The organism is Bacteroides timonensis (genome assembly GCF_000513195.1).
Lineage (GTDB): Bacteria > Bacteroidota > Bacteroidia > Bacteroidales > Bacteroidaceae > Bacteroides > Bacteroides timonensis.
The window spans coordinates 417,804-436,111 of the sequence record NZ_CBVI010000001.1 but is presented as its reverse complement, the minus strand read 5'-3'; the positions used below and the strand labels follow the sequence as shown (position 1 = coordinate 436,111).

The following is an 18,308-nucleotide window of genomic DNA, read 5'->3' as shown; positions in this document are numbered from 1 at the left end:
GACTTAGTTGAAAGATGCGGGTATAATGTAGCGGGTCTTTATCATTATGAAAAAGGCCGGACAGATGAATTGTACTTTGGATATAAAATACTGGGAACTCATGAAGAGTTGTTTGCATCGGATTTATCCGATAAACAATTTGCTATTAGTGTTGGCGACAATAAAATCCGAGCTCTGCTCTATAGTAGGCTCCGAGATAGTGCTGGTATTGTTCCTACGATTGTTCATCCCTCTGCGATTGTATCCCGTTACGCCCAATTAGGACAAGGTGTAATTATTCATGCTAATAGTGTGATTTCACCTGATGTGATTATCGGTGATGACAGTGTTGTTTCCTCTAATGATCTTATTACTCATGGAAGTCGAATGGGGATGCACTGTTTTGTAGCCAGTAATGTAGTACTGGGGGCATATGTAACCATGCAAGATTACGCCTTTATTGGTTCGGGTGCAACGATTATTTCCGGTAAGGTTTCCTATATTGGTAGAGAAGCTTTAGTCGGTGCAGGGGCTGTGGTAACCAAAAATGTAGAACCTAATAAACGGGTAGCTGGAAATCCGGCTCGTGAAATTTGATTATATGACTATTCTTTCGAGTGTTTTACGTTATCATTTTTGGATCAGGGATTTTTTCCGGGGAGGTAGAATTCGTTCTCACTACATAAATATACGATATATTCAAGAGCATAGAATACAAGCTCAGTGCCTAAGGCAGCGGATGTTGGCGGATTTACTGCAACATGCAGTGAAGAATACCCGATTTTATCGAAATATAAAATCTTTGGAACTGAAAGATTATCCTGTAGTGAATAAATCAGTCTTGCAGGAACATTATGACGAAATCTTTGTATCAGAGATAGATAACCCGTGGCAGTATGGTGGTAAATATCATATTCAGCGAACCTCCGGTTCGACGGGAACTCCTTTTGCCGTTCCCTTTGATACCAGAAAAAGAGAACGTCGCTTGGCCGAGTTGAAGTATTTTGGTAAAATAGTTGGTTTCAAATCGCATGATAAGCTGGTGCAACTTCGTATTTGGACCAAATGGCAAAACAAAACTAACAGTCAGTCTTTTTGGGAAAATATAGTACCCTTTGATATTTCTAATTTGAATGAAATAAATTTGAAGATGTTATGTGAGACTATACGGAGCGTTCGGGCTGAATGTTTGCGTGGATATGCTTCTTCTTTCGATTTATTGGCTCACTATGTAGGTGAGCATCATTTGAAATTACCTTCTGTAAAAATAGTTATTGCAGGTAGTGAAACATTGTTTGACTCTACTCGTGAACTAGTTGAAAAGAATATAGGTTGTCCCATTATATCTCAATATGCTAATGAAGAAAATGGTATTTTAGCACAGGAACGTGTGGGTGATAATGAACAGCGATTCTTTTTGAATGAATCTGGATATTTTTTTGAGGTCTTGAAATTCGATAGTGATGAACCAGCTGAATATGGGGAGCTTGGGAGATTAGTGATTACAGATTTGTTTAATTATGCTTTTCCGATTATTCGATATGATAATGGAGACAATTGCATAATGGAGTTGGATGAAACAACCCAAAATCCTTATATTTCAAAATTGTATGGTCGTCGGTTGGACATGATTTACAACACTCAGGGTGAACCGATTTTTCCAATGGCTTTAGCCCGTATTCTGAAAAATTATGAGATGATCCGTCAATGGCAGTTTATTCAGAAAACTTCAGCCCATTATGTACTAAAGTTAGCTGTCAATTGTAAAAGCGGATTGGAAGAAACATTAAGTGATGAAATACTAACACTGCTAAAAAGACTGCTGGGAAATGATTCTGATATTCGTATTGAATATGTGGATGATATTCCTGTTTTGAATTCAGGAAAAAGAAAGTCGGTCATAAATCAGTGGAAAAATTCTCATTGTTAATATTAAGTAATAATTAAAAACGAAGTAAGAGTGCTTACATAGGTGTGAAATCGAGTTGTGTATTCTTGGTAATCTTACAAGATTAGTTTGAGTAAAAATATTTATTATGCAAAAAATAAAAAAACAATGAAAACCCCAAAAACTTTGCTTGACAATGGAATCGTAGTGAGAGTTTCTGAAAAGGAAGAAATGTATTTAGTGCAAAGAGGGAAACTGCATCTTATCCCTAGTATTCGGGTATACCAGTCTTTATATGCTGGTAAGGATGTAGTGAAAGAGATAAGCATGGAACAGTTCTCAAATGTATGTATAGGTCAACCTTTATCTGAAGATACTAGATTGATAAAGGCTACTGGAGATGCAATCTATTTCAATACTAATAATACAAAGAGTCATATTCGTTCCTGTAATGATTTTAACCTTGCAGGTTTTGATTGGCATTCAGTCAAAAATATTTCGGATGATGAAATAAATAATATAGAAACAATTCGCGATTTTGTCATAGAACAAAATAAAGTAATTGCAATAGACGGGAATAGTATTCCTGAATTTTATAATCAGCAAATGCAGAATGTTGATTATGGAGCATTGAAGATGCATGAAAAATTTGTACCTGGGAATGTTGCGCGTACGGCTAGTATTTTATTACCGCCTAGGTATAATCCGAATGAAAAATATCCGATTTTATTTTTATATCATGGTTTGGGTGGAACATCTGAAGAATGGATAAACTATAGAGCACAATTCATAATCGGAAATTTGATACATGAAGATAAAATGCAAAGTTGTATCACCGTTATCCCAGATATTTTTCTCAGCAGTGATGACCAAGAGCAAAGAAGAAAAAAATATAGAGAATATAGAAAAATATTAGTCGAGGAATTGTTGCCTTATATGATGGTAACTTATTCGGTTAAGGATGGAGGGGAAAATACAGCTATAGGTGGTCTTTCCATGGGCGGTTATGCGGTTTTATATCATGATTGGCTTTGTTATTCGGTTCGTGGTTTAGATACTTTTCATTATGTTGGTGCCTTCGGTCCCAGTCAGGCTCTTTTAATGTTGGTTGGAGACCCTGATAAATTTATTCTTCCCAATTCACCAGAATGTTTTACCTTTATAAGTAGAGGAACTAATGATTCTATAGTCGATCAAGGAGCGAAATTGTATAGTGATACTTTAACTAAGAACGGAGTTGATAATGTGTATGTTGAATATATGAATGGGGGGCATGACGGTGCTACAATGAGCCGATTGTTATATCAATTTCTATCGTATGATTTTTTTAGGAAGAAGTAAGGCTGATTTATGATAGAGAATTAATACTGGGATACAAATAATAGGATGCAAAAACTACCTGAATGGGATGAAGCCCTTTCATTGATACATAGAATTGCGACTTGTCAAGAATGATCAACTTTGACAGCTTGGGATATCGCTTACAGCGATAAAGGATGGCTTATGGTAGAAGGTAATGCAGTTGGCAGTTGGGATGTCTTGCAATCTAACAAACAGGTTGGGAAAAAGCAGAGTTATTCTCGTATATGGATGAATATTTTAAAACAAACGAGTTGTTAAAAGAAAACAAACAGTGAATTACGATTTATTGGTTAGCATACGTTGCTGCACTTATAATCACGAACTGTATATCCGTCAATGTTTGGAGGGGTTCGTGATGCAGAAAACAAACTTTCGTTTCGAAGTCATAGTTCATGATGATGCTTCTACTGATGGGACGGCAGTGATTATAAAAGAGTTTGCAGAAAGATATCCCAATATAATTAAGCCTCTTTATGAAACGGAGAACCAGTATTCCAAACATAACGGCTCATTGAGACGTATAATGGATGCGCACATGCGGGGGAAATATATAGCTTATTGCGAAGGCGACGATTATTGGATAGACCCCTTGAAACTCCAAAAGCAAGTTGATGTATTGGAAGCAAATCCTGAATATAGTATGTGTTGTGCCAATTGTATTGATTATATACAAAAAAATGGTAAGATGAGATATTCTCCTCTTACAAATAAAAATGTGATTGTTTTGGATGATTTGTTATATAATAGAAATATGATTGCAACACTTACGGCTTTATGTAGAAAAGATCTAATACTGGAATATAACAGTAAATTATTTAAGTTATTACCGAAATGGCCACTTGGGGATTATCCTTTGTGGATATGGATGTCTACAAAAGGAAAAATATACAAAATACCCGATATAACAGCTGTCTACCGCATTTTTCCTGGATCTGCCAGTCATAGTGAAGATGAGAATAAAGGATTCTTTTTTGGCTTATCTGGATATGAAGTACAATTATTCTTCTGTACATTGTTGGATAAGTCTAGTTTTTCTGTTAATGTAAAACGAAAATGCTATGTATTACGATTCGTAGGTCGTAGATTTTGGCGACAACTTGATAAGCTGAAATATCTTTTTCAGATTGCATTCTCATAACATTATGAAACTTTTTGTGGTTATATGAATTGGGTGGTTGTATGTGTATTTGCACTTATGGCTTATTATTCTTATTATCGAACGAGAAGGATTATCTATCCGGCCGTTGTAGTGAGTGTTGCCTGGGCTTTATTACTATTTCTTTATAATGTATTGGATCATGGTCTTTATCCTTTATCTGATAGATTTTATTTTGCCACTCTTTTGTGGGGAGTACCTTTTTGCCTAGCATCACTAATCTGTTTTCGCTCTAAATATGTACAGACTCAAATCAATTATTGCCCAATTAGTACGAAAAGAGTGAATCTCCTACTCAATATATTAATTATTGTAAATATATATTATTTGTATCGGCTTTACAATTTTTCCTCAGTGGGTTATTATAAAGAATTCTTAATGTTAAGTTCGACCGGGGATTTACCATTTTTCTTTACCGCAATGAATTATGTAAACCAAATATCGTTGGTGCTTTTTGCAATAATTTGTTTAAAACGAGAAGCTATAAATAAAAATAAAATATATTTATTTGGTTTGATATTCTTTGCGTGCTGTTTTTTGATGAGTGTTAAGACAATACTTGCGCAAGTTATATTTATTGTTATTATAATCAATTATTATAAAGGAAAGTTCGATTGGAAAAAATCAGTAATTGCTTTGGCAGTATTTTTTGCTCTTATTGTCTCTGTTCAAGTGTATAGGAGCTACAATAATAATGATGAGTTTGATTTGATCCAGTTTCTTAGCGTTTATGCTCTTTCTCCATTACCGGCTTTTGATTTAGCTCTAAATGGAAAGATAGATTTGGAAGTGGGAGGAACCTATCGCTTCTTCTTGACTTTTGTTAATAAACTTTTCGGGCTTGATTTTGTGATCTATTCTGGTGGAGATAGATGGGTAGAAGTTCCTGTTCTTACGAATGTCTATACCGTAATGAGTGCTCCTTTTGCCGATTTTGGATATCTTGGAATTTCTGTATTTGCAGTGATAGAGGGCTTGTTTTGGGGGATTCTTTATAAGAAGGGGATTCAACAAAACAAAATACGATGGAAGATTTTTTATGCCGTGTACTTTTATACTCTGATATTCCAATTTTTTGCAGATTATATATTCACTTTCTTTTCTGTTTTATTGCAACTTTTCATTATTGTCTATTTAATGTTTTATAAACAACGCATCTATGAGAATCGACATTCTAATGGCTACCTACAACGGTGCTAAATATATTCGTCAGCAAATACTTTCAATTATTGCACAAACGCATAGTGATTGGCGATTATTTGTTCATGATGATGGTTCTACGGATGAAACGGTTCTCATTATTAAATCGTTTGCTTCAAGGGAGCATCGTATATTTTATTGTGATGATGGAATTACCAAATTGGGTCCAGGGTATAATTTTATGCATTTATTGCAGTATGTGGAGTCTCCTTTCGTTTGTTTTTGTGATCAAGATGATGTATGGTTTGATTGTAAATTGGAGATACTATTAGCTACTATTGCCTCGAAAGATAATACTAAACCTCAAGTCGTATATTCAAATGCTTATGATTGGTATCCTTTGCGGGGGAATTTAATAGGTAGGACTTCTACTCCATTTTATTGTTATAAGGCAAAAGATGCTTTTTTTATAAACGGGGGAATTCAGGGATGTGCTTCCATCTTTAATATGGAAATGAGAAATCTTATCCACCGCAAGCATTCGTATATAGCTATGCATGATCAAGTCCTGATGTTTGCAGGAATTATAAGCAATGGAATCGAATATATAAAGGAACCTCTCTTCTTATATAGGCAACATGAACTTAATTTTACTCCTCACCAGGCTCAGAACTTAATAGAACGAATCAAACTGACTATAAGGAATTATCGGATTCCAGTTGTTGATCCCAAATACTATCAAGGAATATCTTCTCTTCTTCAGACTTATGCTACTATAATGAATCGGAACGATAAAAAATTGTTTGAAGTCTATTTGGCCTTACCGAAACTCGGTGTTTTTCATCGTTTTTATCTGATTCTGAAGTATCGGTATTCTTTTAATAAAAGTACAGTTCTGCTTTTGTTAAAAATGATGATAAGGAGATATATTGGGGCATTTACTCTCTGAAAAACAGATGCATGATGTTCTTTCTTTTGGGTGTGTATTTGTTGGTATACTCTTTTCTATATATAATGATATGGTTCTATGCTGTTCCCTATTCCTCTTTCTTATTACATTAATTAGCTAAAAAATGAAGATAGCATATATCCTTCCTTCTTTACGGAATCAAGGTCCAATCATTGTTGTCAAGTCGTTGTCGGATTACCTGATACAGCATGGCTGTGAGGTTGATGTCTTTTATTTTGATGATTTGCAAGGCATGTCGTTTAATTGCGCCACTCGCCGTATATTGATGAATGAACCTATTGACTTTGACAAATACGATATAATACATTCACACTGTCTGCGACCGGACAAGTATGTCGTAAAATGGAAGAAAAATATTCATCGAGCCGTAGTAGTATCGACGCTTCATCAAGATACTTATCGTAGTTTTAGATATCAGTATAATTTTCTGTTGTCAAGGCTATTCACATGGTATTGGTGCAGGTTGCAATCTCGGTTTGATGCGGTAGTAAGTATCTCAAATCAATTAAAGGATATTTATAATAAGAAGATTAGCACGAATGTTATAACTATTTATAATGGATGTCCTACTAATTTTGAGAGAGAGGAAGATGATATTCTTGTTGATGAGCTAAGATGTATAAGAAGGCGATACAAACTGCTTGGCACTTATGCTTTTGTTACAAGAAGAAAAGGACTTGATCAGATTTTGAATGTACTACCAGAGCTCACAGGGTATGCTTTTGTTATTATTGGGGAAGGCCCTGACATTGAACGGTTGAAACGAATGTCTATTGATTTAAGTATAGCGGATAGGGTGCTTTTCTTTCCATATCAGAGAAGTCCTCGTAATTATTTGCCCTATTTTGATATTTATGTTATGACATCCCATTCTGAAGGTTTTGGCTTGTCTATGGTTGAAGCTGCTTTAGCAAGGAAATCTATTGTATGTTCTAATTTGCCTTCTTTTTATGAAATATTCCCAAATGATGAGGCTTCGTTTTTTGAATTGAACAATACAGGCTCTTTAAAAAACGCTATAGAGAAAGCTTATGAAGCGAAAGAAGATTTAGGTGAGAGGGCATATAAACGTTCTTATGAATATTTTACTTCAGAGAAAATGGCTGAAAACCATTTGATATTTTATAAGGGAATGATGGATAGATTGAATCTTTCAGAGTAATATTTTTTAGGTAAAATAATATAGTATAATATAATGAAAGTCTTGATAACCGGTAGTTCTGGTTTTATAGGTACTAATGTGGTATTAGCGTTTAGAGAGCGATTTGACATTTTGTGCATTGATCTGCAACCTCCTAAGATTAAATCATTGAGTGATATTTGGATAAAAGTTGATATAACTGATCTGAAAGCTTTTAGACAGGTTGTAGTCGAGTTTAATCCTGATTATATCTTGCATCTGGCAGCCCGAACAGATTTGGACGGGAAAGAATTAGGGGATTATGCGGCTAATGTTGTGGGAGTATGCAACCTGATGAAAATAGCAAGTGAACTTGCTTCATTAAAGAAAATAGTGATAACTTCTTCTATGCTTGTATGTCATACTGGTTACTATCCTAAGGATCAGTTTGATTATGCTCCTACAACTATATATGGAGAAAGTAAAGTTGAGACAGAAAAGGCTGTGTGGGGCAATAAACCAATGTGTGACTGGGCTATTATTAGACCTACTTCGATTTGGGGACCTTGGTTTGGTGTACCCTATAGAAACTTTTTTGATATGGTACTTAAGCGTCGTTATATTCATATCGGTCATAGAAGTTGTACCAAAACTTATGGTTACGTAGGCAACTCGGTATATCAGATAGAGCAAGTCTTATTTAATGATACGCGAGACGAAAACAGGAAAGTTTATTATATAGGCGACAATCCTGCTACAAACATTGAAGAATGGGGAAATGAAATCGCAACAGAATTGGGGTTTAAGATAAAACGGGTACCTTATTGCCTGTTGAGAATTGTTGCATATGTAGGTGATTGTTTGAAATTATTGGGTATCAGATTCCCTATGACTTCTTTCCGACTTAAAAATATGACAACGGATAATATTATAGACCTGTCTGATACTTATGAATTGGCTCCGAAGCCGCCATACTCTCGTATTGAAGGAGTTCGTAAAACATTGGATTGGTTGCGTTTAGCTTAAGTTATTTAAGTCATGATGAAAATATCTCTTATAACTGCTACCTTTAATAGTAGTTCTACCCTTTGTGATACTGTCAAATCTGTTCTGACCCAGTCTTATCAGGAGATTGAATATATTGTAGTGGATGGCTTATCAAAAGATGGTACAGTGGATATCATAAAAGAATATGAACCTTACTTTAAAGGGAGAATGAAATGGATAAGTGAAAAGGATAATGGACTATATGATGCTATCAATAAGGGAATCAGAATTGCGACCGGTGATATTGTGGGAATATTGAATTCTGATGATTTTTTTACTTCTACTACAGTAGTTGAAAAGGTAGCCAATAGTTTTATTACAGAAATAGATGCAGTTTATGGGGATGTACATTTTGTCAGGGCGAATAATTTGAATCGTTCCATTCGATATTATTCATCTAAAATATTTAGACCTACATTGATGAAGCTGGGCTTCATGCCGGCACATCCTACTTTTTATTGCAGGAAGAGTTGTTTTGATGAGTATGGACTATATAAAATAGATTTTAAGATTGCGGCGGATTTTGATTTGTTGCTGCGTTTTATTTATGTGCATCGCATCTCTTTGAAGTATTTACCTTTGGATATGGTGACAATGAGAATAGGAGGGGTTAGCACAAATGGGTTGCAAAGCCATTGCTGTATAATGAGAGAACACCTTCGTGCTTTTAGAGAAAATGGCGTGAGGAGTAATATATTACTTTTGTCTTTGAGGTATTTTTATAAGTTGATAGAATTTGTTAGAAAATAGAATATATGAAAAAAGTAGCATTACTAACAGGTATAACCGGCCAGGATGGTTCATTCCTTGCTGAATTTTTAATAGAAAAAGGATATGAGGTTCACGGCATTCTTCGCCGTTCTTCCTCTTTCAATACAGGACGTATCGAACATCTCTATTTGGATGAGTGGGTGCGCGATATGAAGAAAGACCGTTTAATAAATCTTCACTATGGAGATATGACGGATAGTAGTTCACTGATTCGGATTATTCAACTGGTGAAGCCGGATGAAATATATAATCTTGCGGCTCAAAGTCATGTGAAGGTCAGTTTTGATGTACCTGAGTATACTGCGGAAGCTGATGCCATTGGTACTCTTCGTATGCTTGAGGCGGTGCGTATTTTTGGTTTGGAGAAAAAGACGAAGATATATCAGGCTTCTACCTCTGAACTGTTCGGGAAAGTGCAGGAAGTCCCTCAAAAGGAGACAACCCCTTTCTATCCTCGTAGTCCTTATGGAGTAGCAAAACAATATGGATTCTGGATTACTAAAAATTACCGGGAGAGCTATGGAATGTTTGCTGTAAATGGAATCTTGTTTAATCATGAGAGCGAGCGTAGAGGCGAAACATTTGTGACGAGAAAGATAACGCTTGCTGTTGCCCGTATAGCTCAAGGCTTTCAAGATAAATTATATTTGGGTAATCTGGATTCGCTTCGTGACTGGGGGTATGCAAAGGATTATGTGGAATGTATGTGGCTGATTCTACAGCATGACACTCCGGAAGATTTTGTGATAGCGACCGGTGAGATGCATACGGTTCGTGAGTTCGCAACTTTAGCTTTTAAAGAGGTTGGCATTGAACTACGTTGGGAAGGTGAAGGTGTGAATGAAAAAGGAATTGATGTAAAGACGGGCAAACCATTGGTTGAGGTTGATCCGAAATACTTTCGTCCTTGCGAAGTTGAACAGTTGTTAGGCGATCCGACAAAAGCAAAAACATTGCTTGGGTGGAATCCGATAAAAACGAGTTTTTCTGAATTAGTAAAGATAATGGTGACACATGATATGAGGTTTGTAAAGAAGCTATATATCAAGAGTCAAATGACAGAATGATAATAGGTATGAATTGATGGATGTGAATTATAAGATTATTGATACCCAGCGGATCACCGATTATATTGCATCTTTTCCAAAAGGTGTTTCCGTAGAGGAGATCATTCAGAATTCCGGTGCTGAAAAGTTACGGGTATATCCTGCTCTTTTCGAATTGGAACAAAGTGGATGGCTGGAAGTACTGGAGAGGGAGGAACTGGGCGCTCCGTTACAGGTTCGTAAGAGAGAAATATTAAGATAAACGACAGGTAACAGCGGTTACTTTGTTTTAGGCAGCAGCCGGGATTACTCTATAATAAGGAGTGGTTCCGGCTGTTTTTTATTATGATAATTGGTTTATGCTTTGTGCTTGTTGTAGACAAATACTTTATCTATAGTGCTTTATAATAAACTCTGAAATAACCGTCTTGGTTATCCTGTTTTCTTTGGCTATTCCTGAATATATCCTCACCTTTGCATTGTTGGCCAACACAAGAAAAAGTAAAACGAAGTTGAACTAAAATGTAAAAGGAGAAAGATTATGCCTTTATTGTATTATGCGAGACAATCGCAGTTGAAAACGAAAGATGGGGTTAAGCAGTGGCACCTGACATTGAAAAAAGTAGGAAGAGCTGTAAGTTTGCAACAATTGGGAGAGATGGTAGCTGAGAAGTGCTCGGCAACGCCGGGTGATGTACACAATGTAATCAGGAACTTGATGTCGGTGATGCGGATGCAGCTGCTGAATAGCCGTACGGTTCGTTTGGATGGTTTAGGGACATTTACCGTGATTGCGCGGACACGCGGCAAGGGGGTAGATAATGAGAAGGATGTGAATCCGAATCAGGTGACATCCCTGCATTTCATGTTTACTCCCGAATATACGCGTCCGGCGGCATTGGGAACCACGCGTGCATTGTGGCAAGGTGTGGAATTTGAAAAGTGGACGGGTGGAACTGCTACTGATGGAAATGAAGGTGCTGATGATGGTAACGGAGGAAATGCCGGTGGTGACGGAGGCCTCGATGAGAATCCACTTGGGTAAGTGGAGAGTTGAGAATTGAGAGTTGGGGCTGCGCAGCCTATTGGGGATTAAAAACACAAAGTAAAAAGTAAAATGAAGAAGACGGTTTGGAATAAGATTCTGAAAATTGTAATAGCAGTGGCTTCGGCTATATTAGGAGCTTTGGGGGCTAATGCGATGAATATGTCATAAAAATATCGTGATTATGGAAATGAACGGTGGGAATATGGTTTGATGGACTATATCTCACCGTTTTTTCGATTTCGGGGTGATATAGATAGAGTGGATTGCAGACAATACTTTGCCGGAAAGTGTACGAAAAAGAATGCTCTACAACCATATCTTCTTCCGACCGAAAGAACTGTTGGATTACATTCGTCAGTCTGTGGTACGGAATACATTGCATACAGATAAATGGTTGGAAAGGCTTGTCGCATGGAGGTTTTCTGCCAACTGGTGAGACTGCCTCTTTTATCCTAGCCGGAGCAGATACGGAAAAACGGAAAGGGGTGATCCGGTGTGCATTACGCATGATCCAGTCAAAGAAGAAACTCTGGATAAAGTAATGTTGAAAGAGGCATTGCAGAAAGAAAAATAAAAAGTTGAATGTAAGTATACTTTTTGATAGATTTAATTCGTACAGTATTTATTGCATGGTTTAAGAATAAAAATGTATATTTGCGAAAACTAACTTTTAAACGTTATGAGTACAATTTTGCAATTAGCTCCACAGAATGTGTGGAAGCATTTTTATTCGCTGACTCAAATTCCCCGTCCGTCCGGACACATGGAGAAAATAACAGAGTTCCTTGTAAACTTTGGGAAAGGCTTGGGCTTAGAATCATTTGTCGATGAAATAGGCAATGTTATCATTCGTAAGGCAGCTACTCCGGGTATGGAAAACCGCAAAGGCGTCATTCTTCAGGCGCACATGGACATGGTGCCTCAGAAGAACAATGATACTGTTCACGATTTTACAAAAGATCCTATTGAAACCTATGTCGATGGCGATTGGGTAAAAGCTAAAGGTACAACGCTGGGGGCTGATAATGGTCTGGGTGTTGCTGCTATCATGGCAGTGCTGGAAGATAATAGCTTGAAGCACGGTCCGCTGGAGGCTTTGATTACGAAGGATGAAGAAACAGGTATGTATGGTGCTTTCGGTTTGAAACCGGGGACACTGAAAGGGGAAATTTTGCTGAATCTTGACTCGGAAGATGAAGGCGAACTTTATATCGGTTGTGCCGGAGGTATTGACCTGACGGCTACACTGGAATATAAGGAAGAAGCGCCCGCTGCTGATTCTGTGGCCCGTAAGATTACCTTGAAAGGTTTGCGTGGCGGACATTCCGGTCTGGAAATAAATCAGGGACGTGGTAATGCCAATAAACTTTTGGCTCGCGTGGCACATGATGTGCTGATTGAATTTGATTCTCAGCTGGCAAGTTTCGAAGGTGGAAATATGCGTAATGCCATTCCTCGCGAAGCGTGTGCTGTATTGGTGTTCAATCCGGAAGATACGGAAGGGCTGGAAGACTATATTAAAGAATATGAGGCGCAAATCAATGCGGAATATGCTCCAATTGAAAGTGGCATTACTTTGACGATAGAGCCGATTGAACTTCCTGCAGCTATTGTACCTGCTGAAATTCAGGACAATATGATTAATGTGCTGATGGCTTGTCAGGATGGCGTGATGCGTATGATTCCTACAGTGCCCGATACCGTGGAAACTTCATCTAATCTAGCAATAGTTATCATTGGTGGTGGTAAAGCGGAAGTACGTATTCTGGCACGCAGTTCTTGCGATACGATGAAAGAATTCCTGGCAGACAGTTTGACGGCTTGTTTTGCCATGGCAGGTATGAAGGTAGAACTAAGTGGAGGATATTCCGGCTGGCAGCCTAATGTGGATTCTCCGATTTTACATGCTATGAAGCTGTCTTACAAGCAACAGTTTGGAGTAGAACCTGCTGTGAAAGTAATCCATGCAGGTTTGGAATGTGGTATTATTGGTGCTAATTGTCCGGGCTTGGATATGATTTCCTTCGGACCTACACTGCGTTCTCCGCATTCACCGGATGAACGTGCATTAATTCCTACAGTTTCTAAATTCTACGATTTTCTGGTAGCAACACTGGAACAGACACCTGAGAAATAGAGAAATATCTATAGATTTTAAAAGCGGGGAGAATGTTTTTTAGAACATTCTCCCCGCTTTTTTTATTTGATATTTTTATTTAAAAAAATGCCGTTACTTTATAGGTAACGGCACAAAATATGGTGCAAACATAAGTGTTTTTCCATAAATGTGCAAATAAAGCTGTTCTTTTTTCTATAATTCTTTAAAAAAAGAGTAATTGTATTCAAAAAACATTCAATTATGAAACAAAAATTATTATTGGAGATGCTATCCTCCACTATTCTGGAACTTCGTGCAAATGGCCAGTGGGGCACTGCACATGTATACCGGAGCGCGCGGAATTCTTTCTTTGCATTTAATAATAAGGATATACCGTTCTGCAAATTGAATTCGAACCTTTTGAAACGTTTCGAAATTTATTTGCGCCAGCGAAGATGTAGCTGGAATACGGTATCTACTTATATGAAGGTGCTCCGGGCGGTTTATAACCGGGCAGTAGATAATGGTTATGCCTTATACATACCAAGGCTTTTCAGACATGTGCATACAAGTGTGTGTGCTGATCAGAGGAGATCTTTGGATGCTTCTGATATTGGTAACTTACTTTGTGAAACGGAGAAAATACCCATTAATGGCACTTTGCCTTTAGATGTACAAAAAACAAAGATACTATTCGCACTTATGTTTTTGCTGCGGGGAATCCCATTTGTTGATCTGGTGTATTTGCGTAAGGCGGATATTCAGGATAATATTCTGAGATACCGTCGGCGGAAAACCGGTCGACCATTGACGGTGGCGTTGACGCCTGAGGCTATGAGGTTGATTCGGATGGTGGCTAATACAGATCAGAATTCTCCTTACTTATTCTCTTTCCTATCCAGTCCTGAAGGCACTGAAACGGCCTATCATGAATATCAATCGGCATTGAGGGCTTTCAATTATAAATTGTCTGTATTGAAGAGATGGATGGGAAGTCATGCCCATCTAAGTACGTATACTATTCGTCATACATGGGCAACAATGGCTTATCATTGTGAAATACATCCGGGTATCATATCAGAAGCGATGGGACATTCATCTATCAAGGTTACGGAAACTTATTTGAAGCCTTTTCAAAATCAAAGGATAGATCAAGCCAATCAAGAAGTTATCTCTTTTGTGAAAGGACATGCTGCTGTCTTCTAAAGATTGGGGCGGATTTTATAAAGTTTCATTATAAAACGCTGATATTTGACTGTTCTAGAAATACAAATAATCAGCTAATTTCCTGGGATATTTTCTCCGGTTGTTTTTCCTATTTCCTTTCTTATAGCTTATGCATTGCGTGTATGCTGTTGCCTATCAGTGAAATATCGTGTTTTTCTTTAGTGGGTTTTATCAAATGTTCCTCTTTCTCACTCTATTCTATGTACTCTTTTCTTACAAATTAGTTTGATAGGTAATCTCTCCCATGTTTCGACATATTATTTGACTAATAAAAGACTTTTCCTGGAGTCTTTTCATGCTTTTTTCTTTTTATTCAACAATGCCGTTACCTATAAAGTAACGGTATATAATGAGATGAGGATTATTGATTAGACTATTATTATTCTTTATTTTTTTAAATTTATAAATTTAAAGTTTTTTATTATGAACAAAAAATTTCTAAGTGCAATCCTGTTCGGGGCTTTAATGGTTGGCTCTGCGGGGACATTTACGTCTTGTAAGGATTACGATGATGACATTGACGGTTTGCAGAAGCAGATTGATGCAACCAATGTGACATTAGGCGAATTGCAAGCGTTGATAAAGTCGGGATCCGTTATTACATCTGTAAACAGCACGAATGATGGAATTACTATTGTGTTGAGTGATGGAAAGTCTTACAAATTGACCAATGGTAAAGATGGCGCAAATGGAACAGATGGTAAAGACGGTGTTGACGGTAAGAATGCTGTGGCATGGACTATTGGTGCTGATGGTTATTGGTACGAAGATGGCGTAAAAACAGAATATAAAGCTATCGGCGTTGACGGTGTAAACGGTAAAGATGGCGAAGATGGTAAAGACGGCGTTGACGGTGAAGACGGCAAAGATGGCGTTGATGGTGAAGACGGTAAGGATGGCGAAGATGGTAAAGATGGTATTAACGGCAAAGACGGTAAATACTATTATCCTAACATAGAAACCGGATGCTTTGATATTTACCAGGATGGTAAATTGGTTGAAGCTACTAAAATTAGCTGGAAAGCTGCCGGAGTTAGTGCCATATTGAGTGGTAATACACTGACTTTATCTGGAGTAGATGGTGATGCACAAACAGTCGTTATCTATGTAGGAAAACAATTAGGATCTGTAGCATTCATTCCTGAAGTAATGAGTTCAGAAGTTGCTTATCCTACTACAACTAATCCGTTCTATCATTTGACTACTTACTTGGATGAGACTAAATATAATGCAACTACAAAGGTACTGGTGGCTCAAACCAACTGGGATAAATCTAATGTTGTAGCTATGCTTTATCGTTTGAATCCTGATGATGCTTACGTAAAAGGTGCGATTGCCGGTTTTGTAAATCGTGGCGTTTCTACACGTGCGGTTGCTGGTGATTTGACTAATTTGCTGAATATAACTGGTGAACCGACATTTGCTAATGGAGTTGCTGCAATGAATGCTACTATTAATGCATCAAAGCAAAGCAGCAGCAAAAAAGATATTGCAGCTATGCAGGTATGGGTAGGACAGAATGCTGTGACTTCTGACTATATTCATGTAAAATCAACTGCTATCAATGCATTGTTGGTAGACAGTATGGCTACGAAAGGTGGAACTCTGACAGAATTTTATCCTCGTAATAAGACTACCAAGGGTGCTACGGAAAATGATGCTTTTGTTAAGGAATTCGTTGCTCTGAGTGCAGATGCTAATCTTTCATTCAAATATGATGGTGATATTGATTTGAAAGACTATGTAGGTCTTTACTCTTCAGACAAAAAGAAATTCTTGGCTGAACTTGGTTTCTATGGCATGAGCTATGAATTCAGCCTTCCTACCGAATATAAATCAAATGATACGCAGAAGACAAATCAACAGTGGTACGTTGAGTTGAATGATGGCGTTGTTAAAGTTAATGCAACAAACTTGGAAAATGGTTTGACACCGGCTATCGGAAAAACTCCGGTCGTACGTGTGGATGCTTACATGACATCTAATGCAGGTACTAAAAAAATGGTTGCTTCTTCTTATATTAAGCTGTCTATTACAGCGAATAATCCTGGACCGGGTGAAGATGCGGATCCTATTACAGCAGATATCAGTTCTACTAAGCAGTATGAATATCATGCTCTGAAATCTGGTACTATGAGTACTACAGCTGGAGAAATGGATTGGAGAGCTGTTAATAATGTTCTTTATGGTAAAACTGGCTTGACTTCACAAACTTTCTGGAACTACTATGGTGGTAACACTAATGCGTATGAGGTGAAAGTGACGACGAAAGAGCAGAATTCTGGTCGTGAGATTGTTGTTATTACCGGCAATGGTCTGATGGGTGATGTGTATGCTTATAGCGGGGCAGGTTTTGATTTCCAAGTTCTGTTGAATCAAGGTGATACGCAAACTTCTAACATCAAGATTGGTGTAAACAATAGAATCAATACAGAAAATCGCTATATGGATGTAAATGGTTGGGGTGCCGAATATATTGTTACTCTTACTATCAAGTCTGATGACATCAAGACAAGAGGCGATATCGTCCTTACGCAAAAAGTTTATGTGAAAGAAGATTGTGCAATCTTTAAGTATGCAGAACCATATTATGTTCAAAACTACGATAATAATCCTAACTTGAAGGATTGTATCGTAACGAAAGGACAGCTGATTAATGGTAACTGGCAATTGGCATTAGCTGTAAGTGAACATTTTGAAATCATGTCGAATAAAGATAATATCTTTGATTATTATAAGACGAAGGGTAATATTGCGAGTCTTGAATTCAAATTTGCGGCTAATACTGAAGGTGTAACTCCTTTGTATTCATTCTCTACAGATGAGACTGTGGCATTAGATCATGAATTGACAAAGACTTATGAAGCATATAACATGACTTATAAGACGCAGTTAGTCAACGATGAGTGGTGTAATTATAACTATTGGATCATATTCGAAAATCCGTTTGAACCGGGTGATGCTGCAACGGTAACAATGGATGGTAATAAGATTGGTGGTGTTACAGGTGAAACTGCTCCATCAGTATGTGTTAAGACTATTGTTGGTACTGCTCAGAAAGCTTATTGTTGGAATGCTACTACTAAGAGATTAGAATTCACTGAGGCTGGTAAAGCATTAAAAGTAGCAGAGCCGACTATTGTTTATGACTTCGTAAAAGACGCTGCTTGGACGGCATTGGATCCTTATGGAGATTTGACGATTGATCATACTACAGGTCAGGTTTCTTGGAATAATAAGGGTGCTGAGTTGCAAAAGACTTATAAATTGTCTGTAAAAGCTACAGTTACATTTGATAATGTTTCTGTTGTAGAATGCAAGATTCCTGTTACGATTAAAGGAAAGAATTAATAAACCAGTTAATTGATACAACTACTCTGTGAAGACTAGTCCTTTTTTTCACCATCGTGAAAAGTAAAATGTTGTTGTGTGAGGCTGTTTCCAGTGGGAAGCGGC

General features: G+C 37.4%; 16 protein-coding genes and 1 pseudogene. All 17 read left to right on the top strand.

What is annotated here, in order from left to right; all coding sequences use genetic code 11:
- Positions 1 to 576, top strand: a 576-nt coding sequence (locus BN161_RS01535; protein WP_044262411.1) for a NeuD/PglB/VioB family sugar acetyltransferase, incomplete at its 5' end; no start/stop codon positions are given.
- Between the two features lie 205 nt (positions 577 to 781).
- Positions 782 to 1,909 carry a phenylacetate--CoA ligase family protein gene (locus tag BN161_RS01530; RefSeq protein WP_125910712.1) on the top strand — a complete coding sequence of 376 codons (1,128 nt, stop codon included), beginning with the start codon at positions 782 to 784 and terminating at the stop codon, positions 1,907 to 1,909.
- Positions 1,910 to 2,035: 126 nt separating this feature from the next.
- Entirely contained in the window at positions 2,036 to 3,208 is a 1,173-nt protein-coding gene (locus BN161_RS01525; protein ID WP_044262360.1) for an alpha/beta hydrolase, read from the top strand.
- 376 nt (positions 3,209 to 3,584) lie between these two features.
- Positions 3,585 to 4,367, top strand: coding sequence for a glycosyltransferase (locus BN161_RS01520; protein ID WP_394332279.1), 783 nt, complete (start codon positions 3,585 to 3,587; stop codon positions 4,365 to 4,367).
- Positions 4,368 to 4,391: 24 nt separating this feature from the next.
- The gene (locus tag BN161_RS01515) at positions 4,392 to 5,585 is read left to right on the top strand and encodes an O-antigen polymerase (RefSeq protein ID WP_074435081.1); all 1,194 of its coding nucleotides are present in this window, start codon (positions 4,392 to 4,394) and stop codon (positions 5,583 to 5,585) included.
- Positions 5,545 to 6,474 carry a glycosyltransferase gene (locus BN161_RS27910; RefSeq protein WP_074435080.1) on the top strand — a complete coding sequence of 310 codons (930 nt, stop codon included), beginning with the start codon at positions 5,545 to 5,547 and terminating at the stop codon, positions 6,472 to 6,474. Before BN161_RS01515 ends, BN161_RS27910 begins: the two co-directional genes overlap by 41 nt.
- Before the next feature lie 124 nt (positions 6,475 to 6,598).
- Positions 6,599 to 7,657, top strand: coding sequence for a glycosyltransferase family 4 protein (locus BN161_RS01505; RefSeq protein ID WP_044262358.1), 1,059 nt, complete (start codon positions 6,599 to 6,601; stop codon positions 7,655 to 7,657).
- A 33-nt stretch (positions 7,658 to 7,690) separates the two neighbouring features.
- Positions 7,691 to 8,641 carry an NAD-dependent epimerase/dehydratase family protein gene (locus BN161_RS01500; protein WP_081743601.1) on the top strand — a complete coding sequence of 317 codons (951 nt, stop codon included), beginning with the start codon at positions 7,691 to 7,693 and terminating at the stop codon, positions 8,639 to 8,641.
- 15 nt (positions 8,642 to 8,656) lie between these two features.
- Complete coding sequence (locus BN161_RS01495) at positions 8,657 to 9,412, top strand: glycosyltransferase family 2 protein (RefSeq protein ID WP_044262356.1); 756 nt, start codon at positions 8,657 to 8,659, stop codon at positions 9,410 to 9,412.
- Positions 9,413 to 9,417: 5 nt separating this feature from the next.
- Complete coding sequence (gene gmd, locus BN161_RS01490; RefSeq protein ID WP_044262354.1) at positions 9,418 to 10,500, top strand: GDP-mannose 4,6-dehydratase; 1,083 nt, start codon at positions 9,418 to 9,420, stop codon at positions 10,498 to 10,500.
- 16 nt (positions 10,501 to 10,516) lie between these two features.
- Positions 10,517 to 10,741, top strand: a complete 225-nt coding sequence (locus BN161_RS01485; protein WP_044262353.1) for a hypothetical protein — start codon at positions 10,517 to 10,519, stop codon at positions 10,739 to 10,741.
- 279 nt (positions 10,742 to 11,020) lie between these two features.
- Entirely contained in the window at positions 11,021 to 11,524 is a 504-nt protein-coding gene (locus BN161_RS01480) for an HU family DNA-binding protein (RefSeq protein ID WP_044262352.1), read from the top strand.
- 72 nt (positions 11,525 to 11,596) lie between these two features.
- Complete coding sequence (locus BN161_RS29670; RefSeq protein ID WP_167332476.1) at positions 11,597 to 11,695, top strand: smalltalk protein; 99 nt, start codon at positions 11,597 to 11,599, stop codon at positions 11,693 to 11,695.
- Positions 11,696 to 11,910: 215 nt separating this feature from the next.
- Positions 11,911 to 12,021 (top strand): annotated as a pseudogene (locus BN161_RS30980) (ATP-binding protein); the annotation flags it as partial.
- Positions 12,022 to 12,206: 185 nt separating this feature from the next.
- Positions 12,207 to 13,664, top strand: a complete 1,458-nt coding sequence (locus BN161_RS01475; RefSeq protein ID WP_044262351.1) for an aminoacyl-histidine dipeptidase — start codon at positions 12,207 to 12,209, stop codon at positions 13,662 to 13,664.
- 222 nt (positions 13,665 to 13,886) lie between these two features.
- A complete protein-coding gene (locus BN161_RS01470) occupies positions 13,887 to 14,831 on the top strand; it encodes a tyrosine-type recombinase/integrase (RefSeq protein ID WP_044262350.1) in 945 nt (314 codons plus the stop codon).
- Between the two features lie 444 nt (positions 14,832 to 15,275).
- A complete protein-coding gene (locus BN161_RS01465; protein ID WP_044262349.1) occupies positions 15,276 to 18,203 on the top strand; it encodes a PL29 family lyase N-terminal domain-containing protein in 2,928 nt (975 codons plus the stop codon).
- The last annotated feature ends 105 nt before the right edge of the window (positions 18,204 to 18,308 follow it).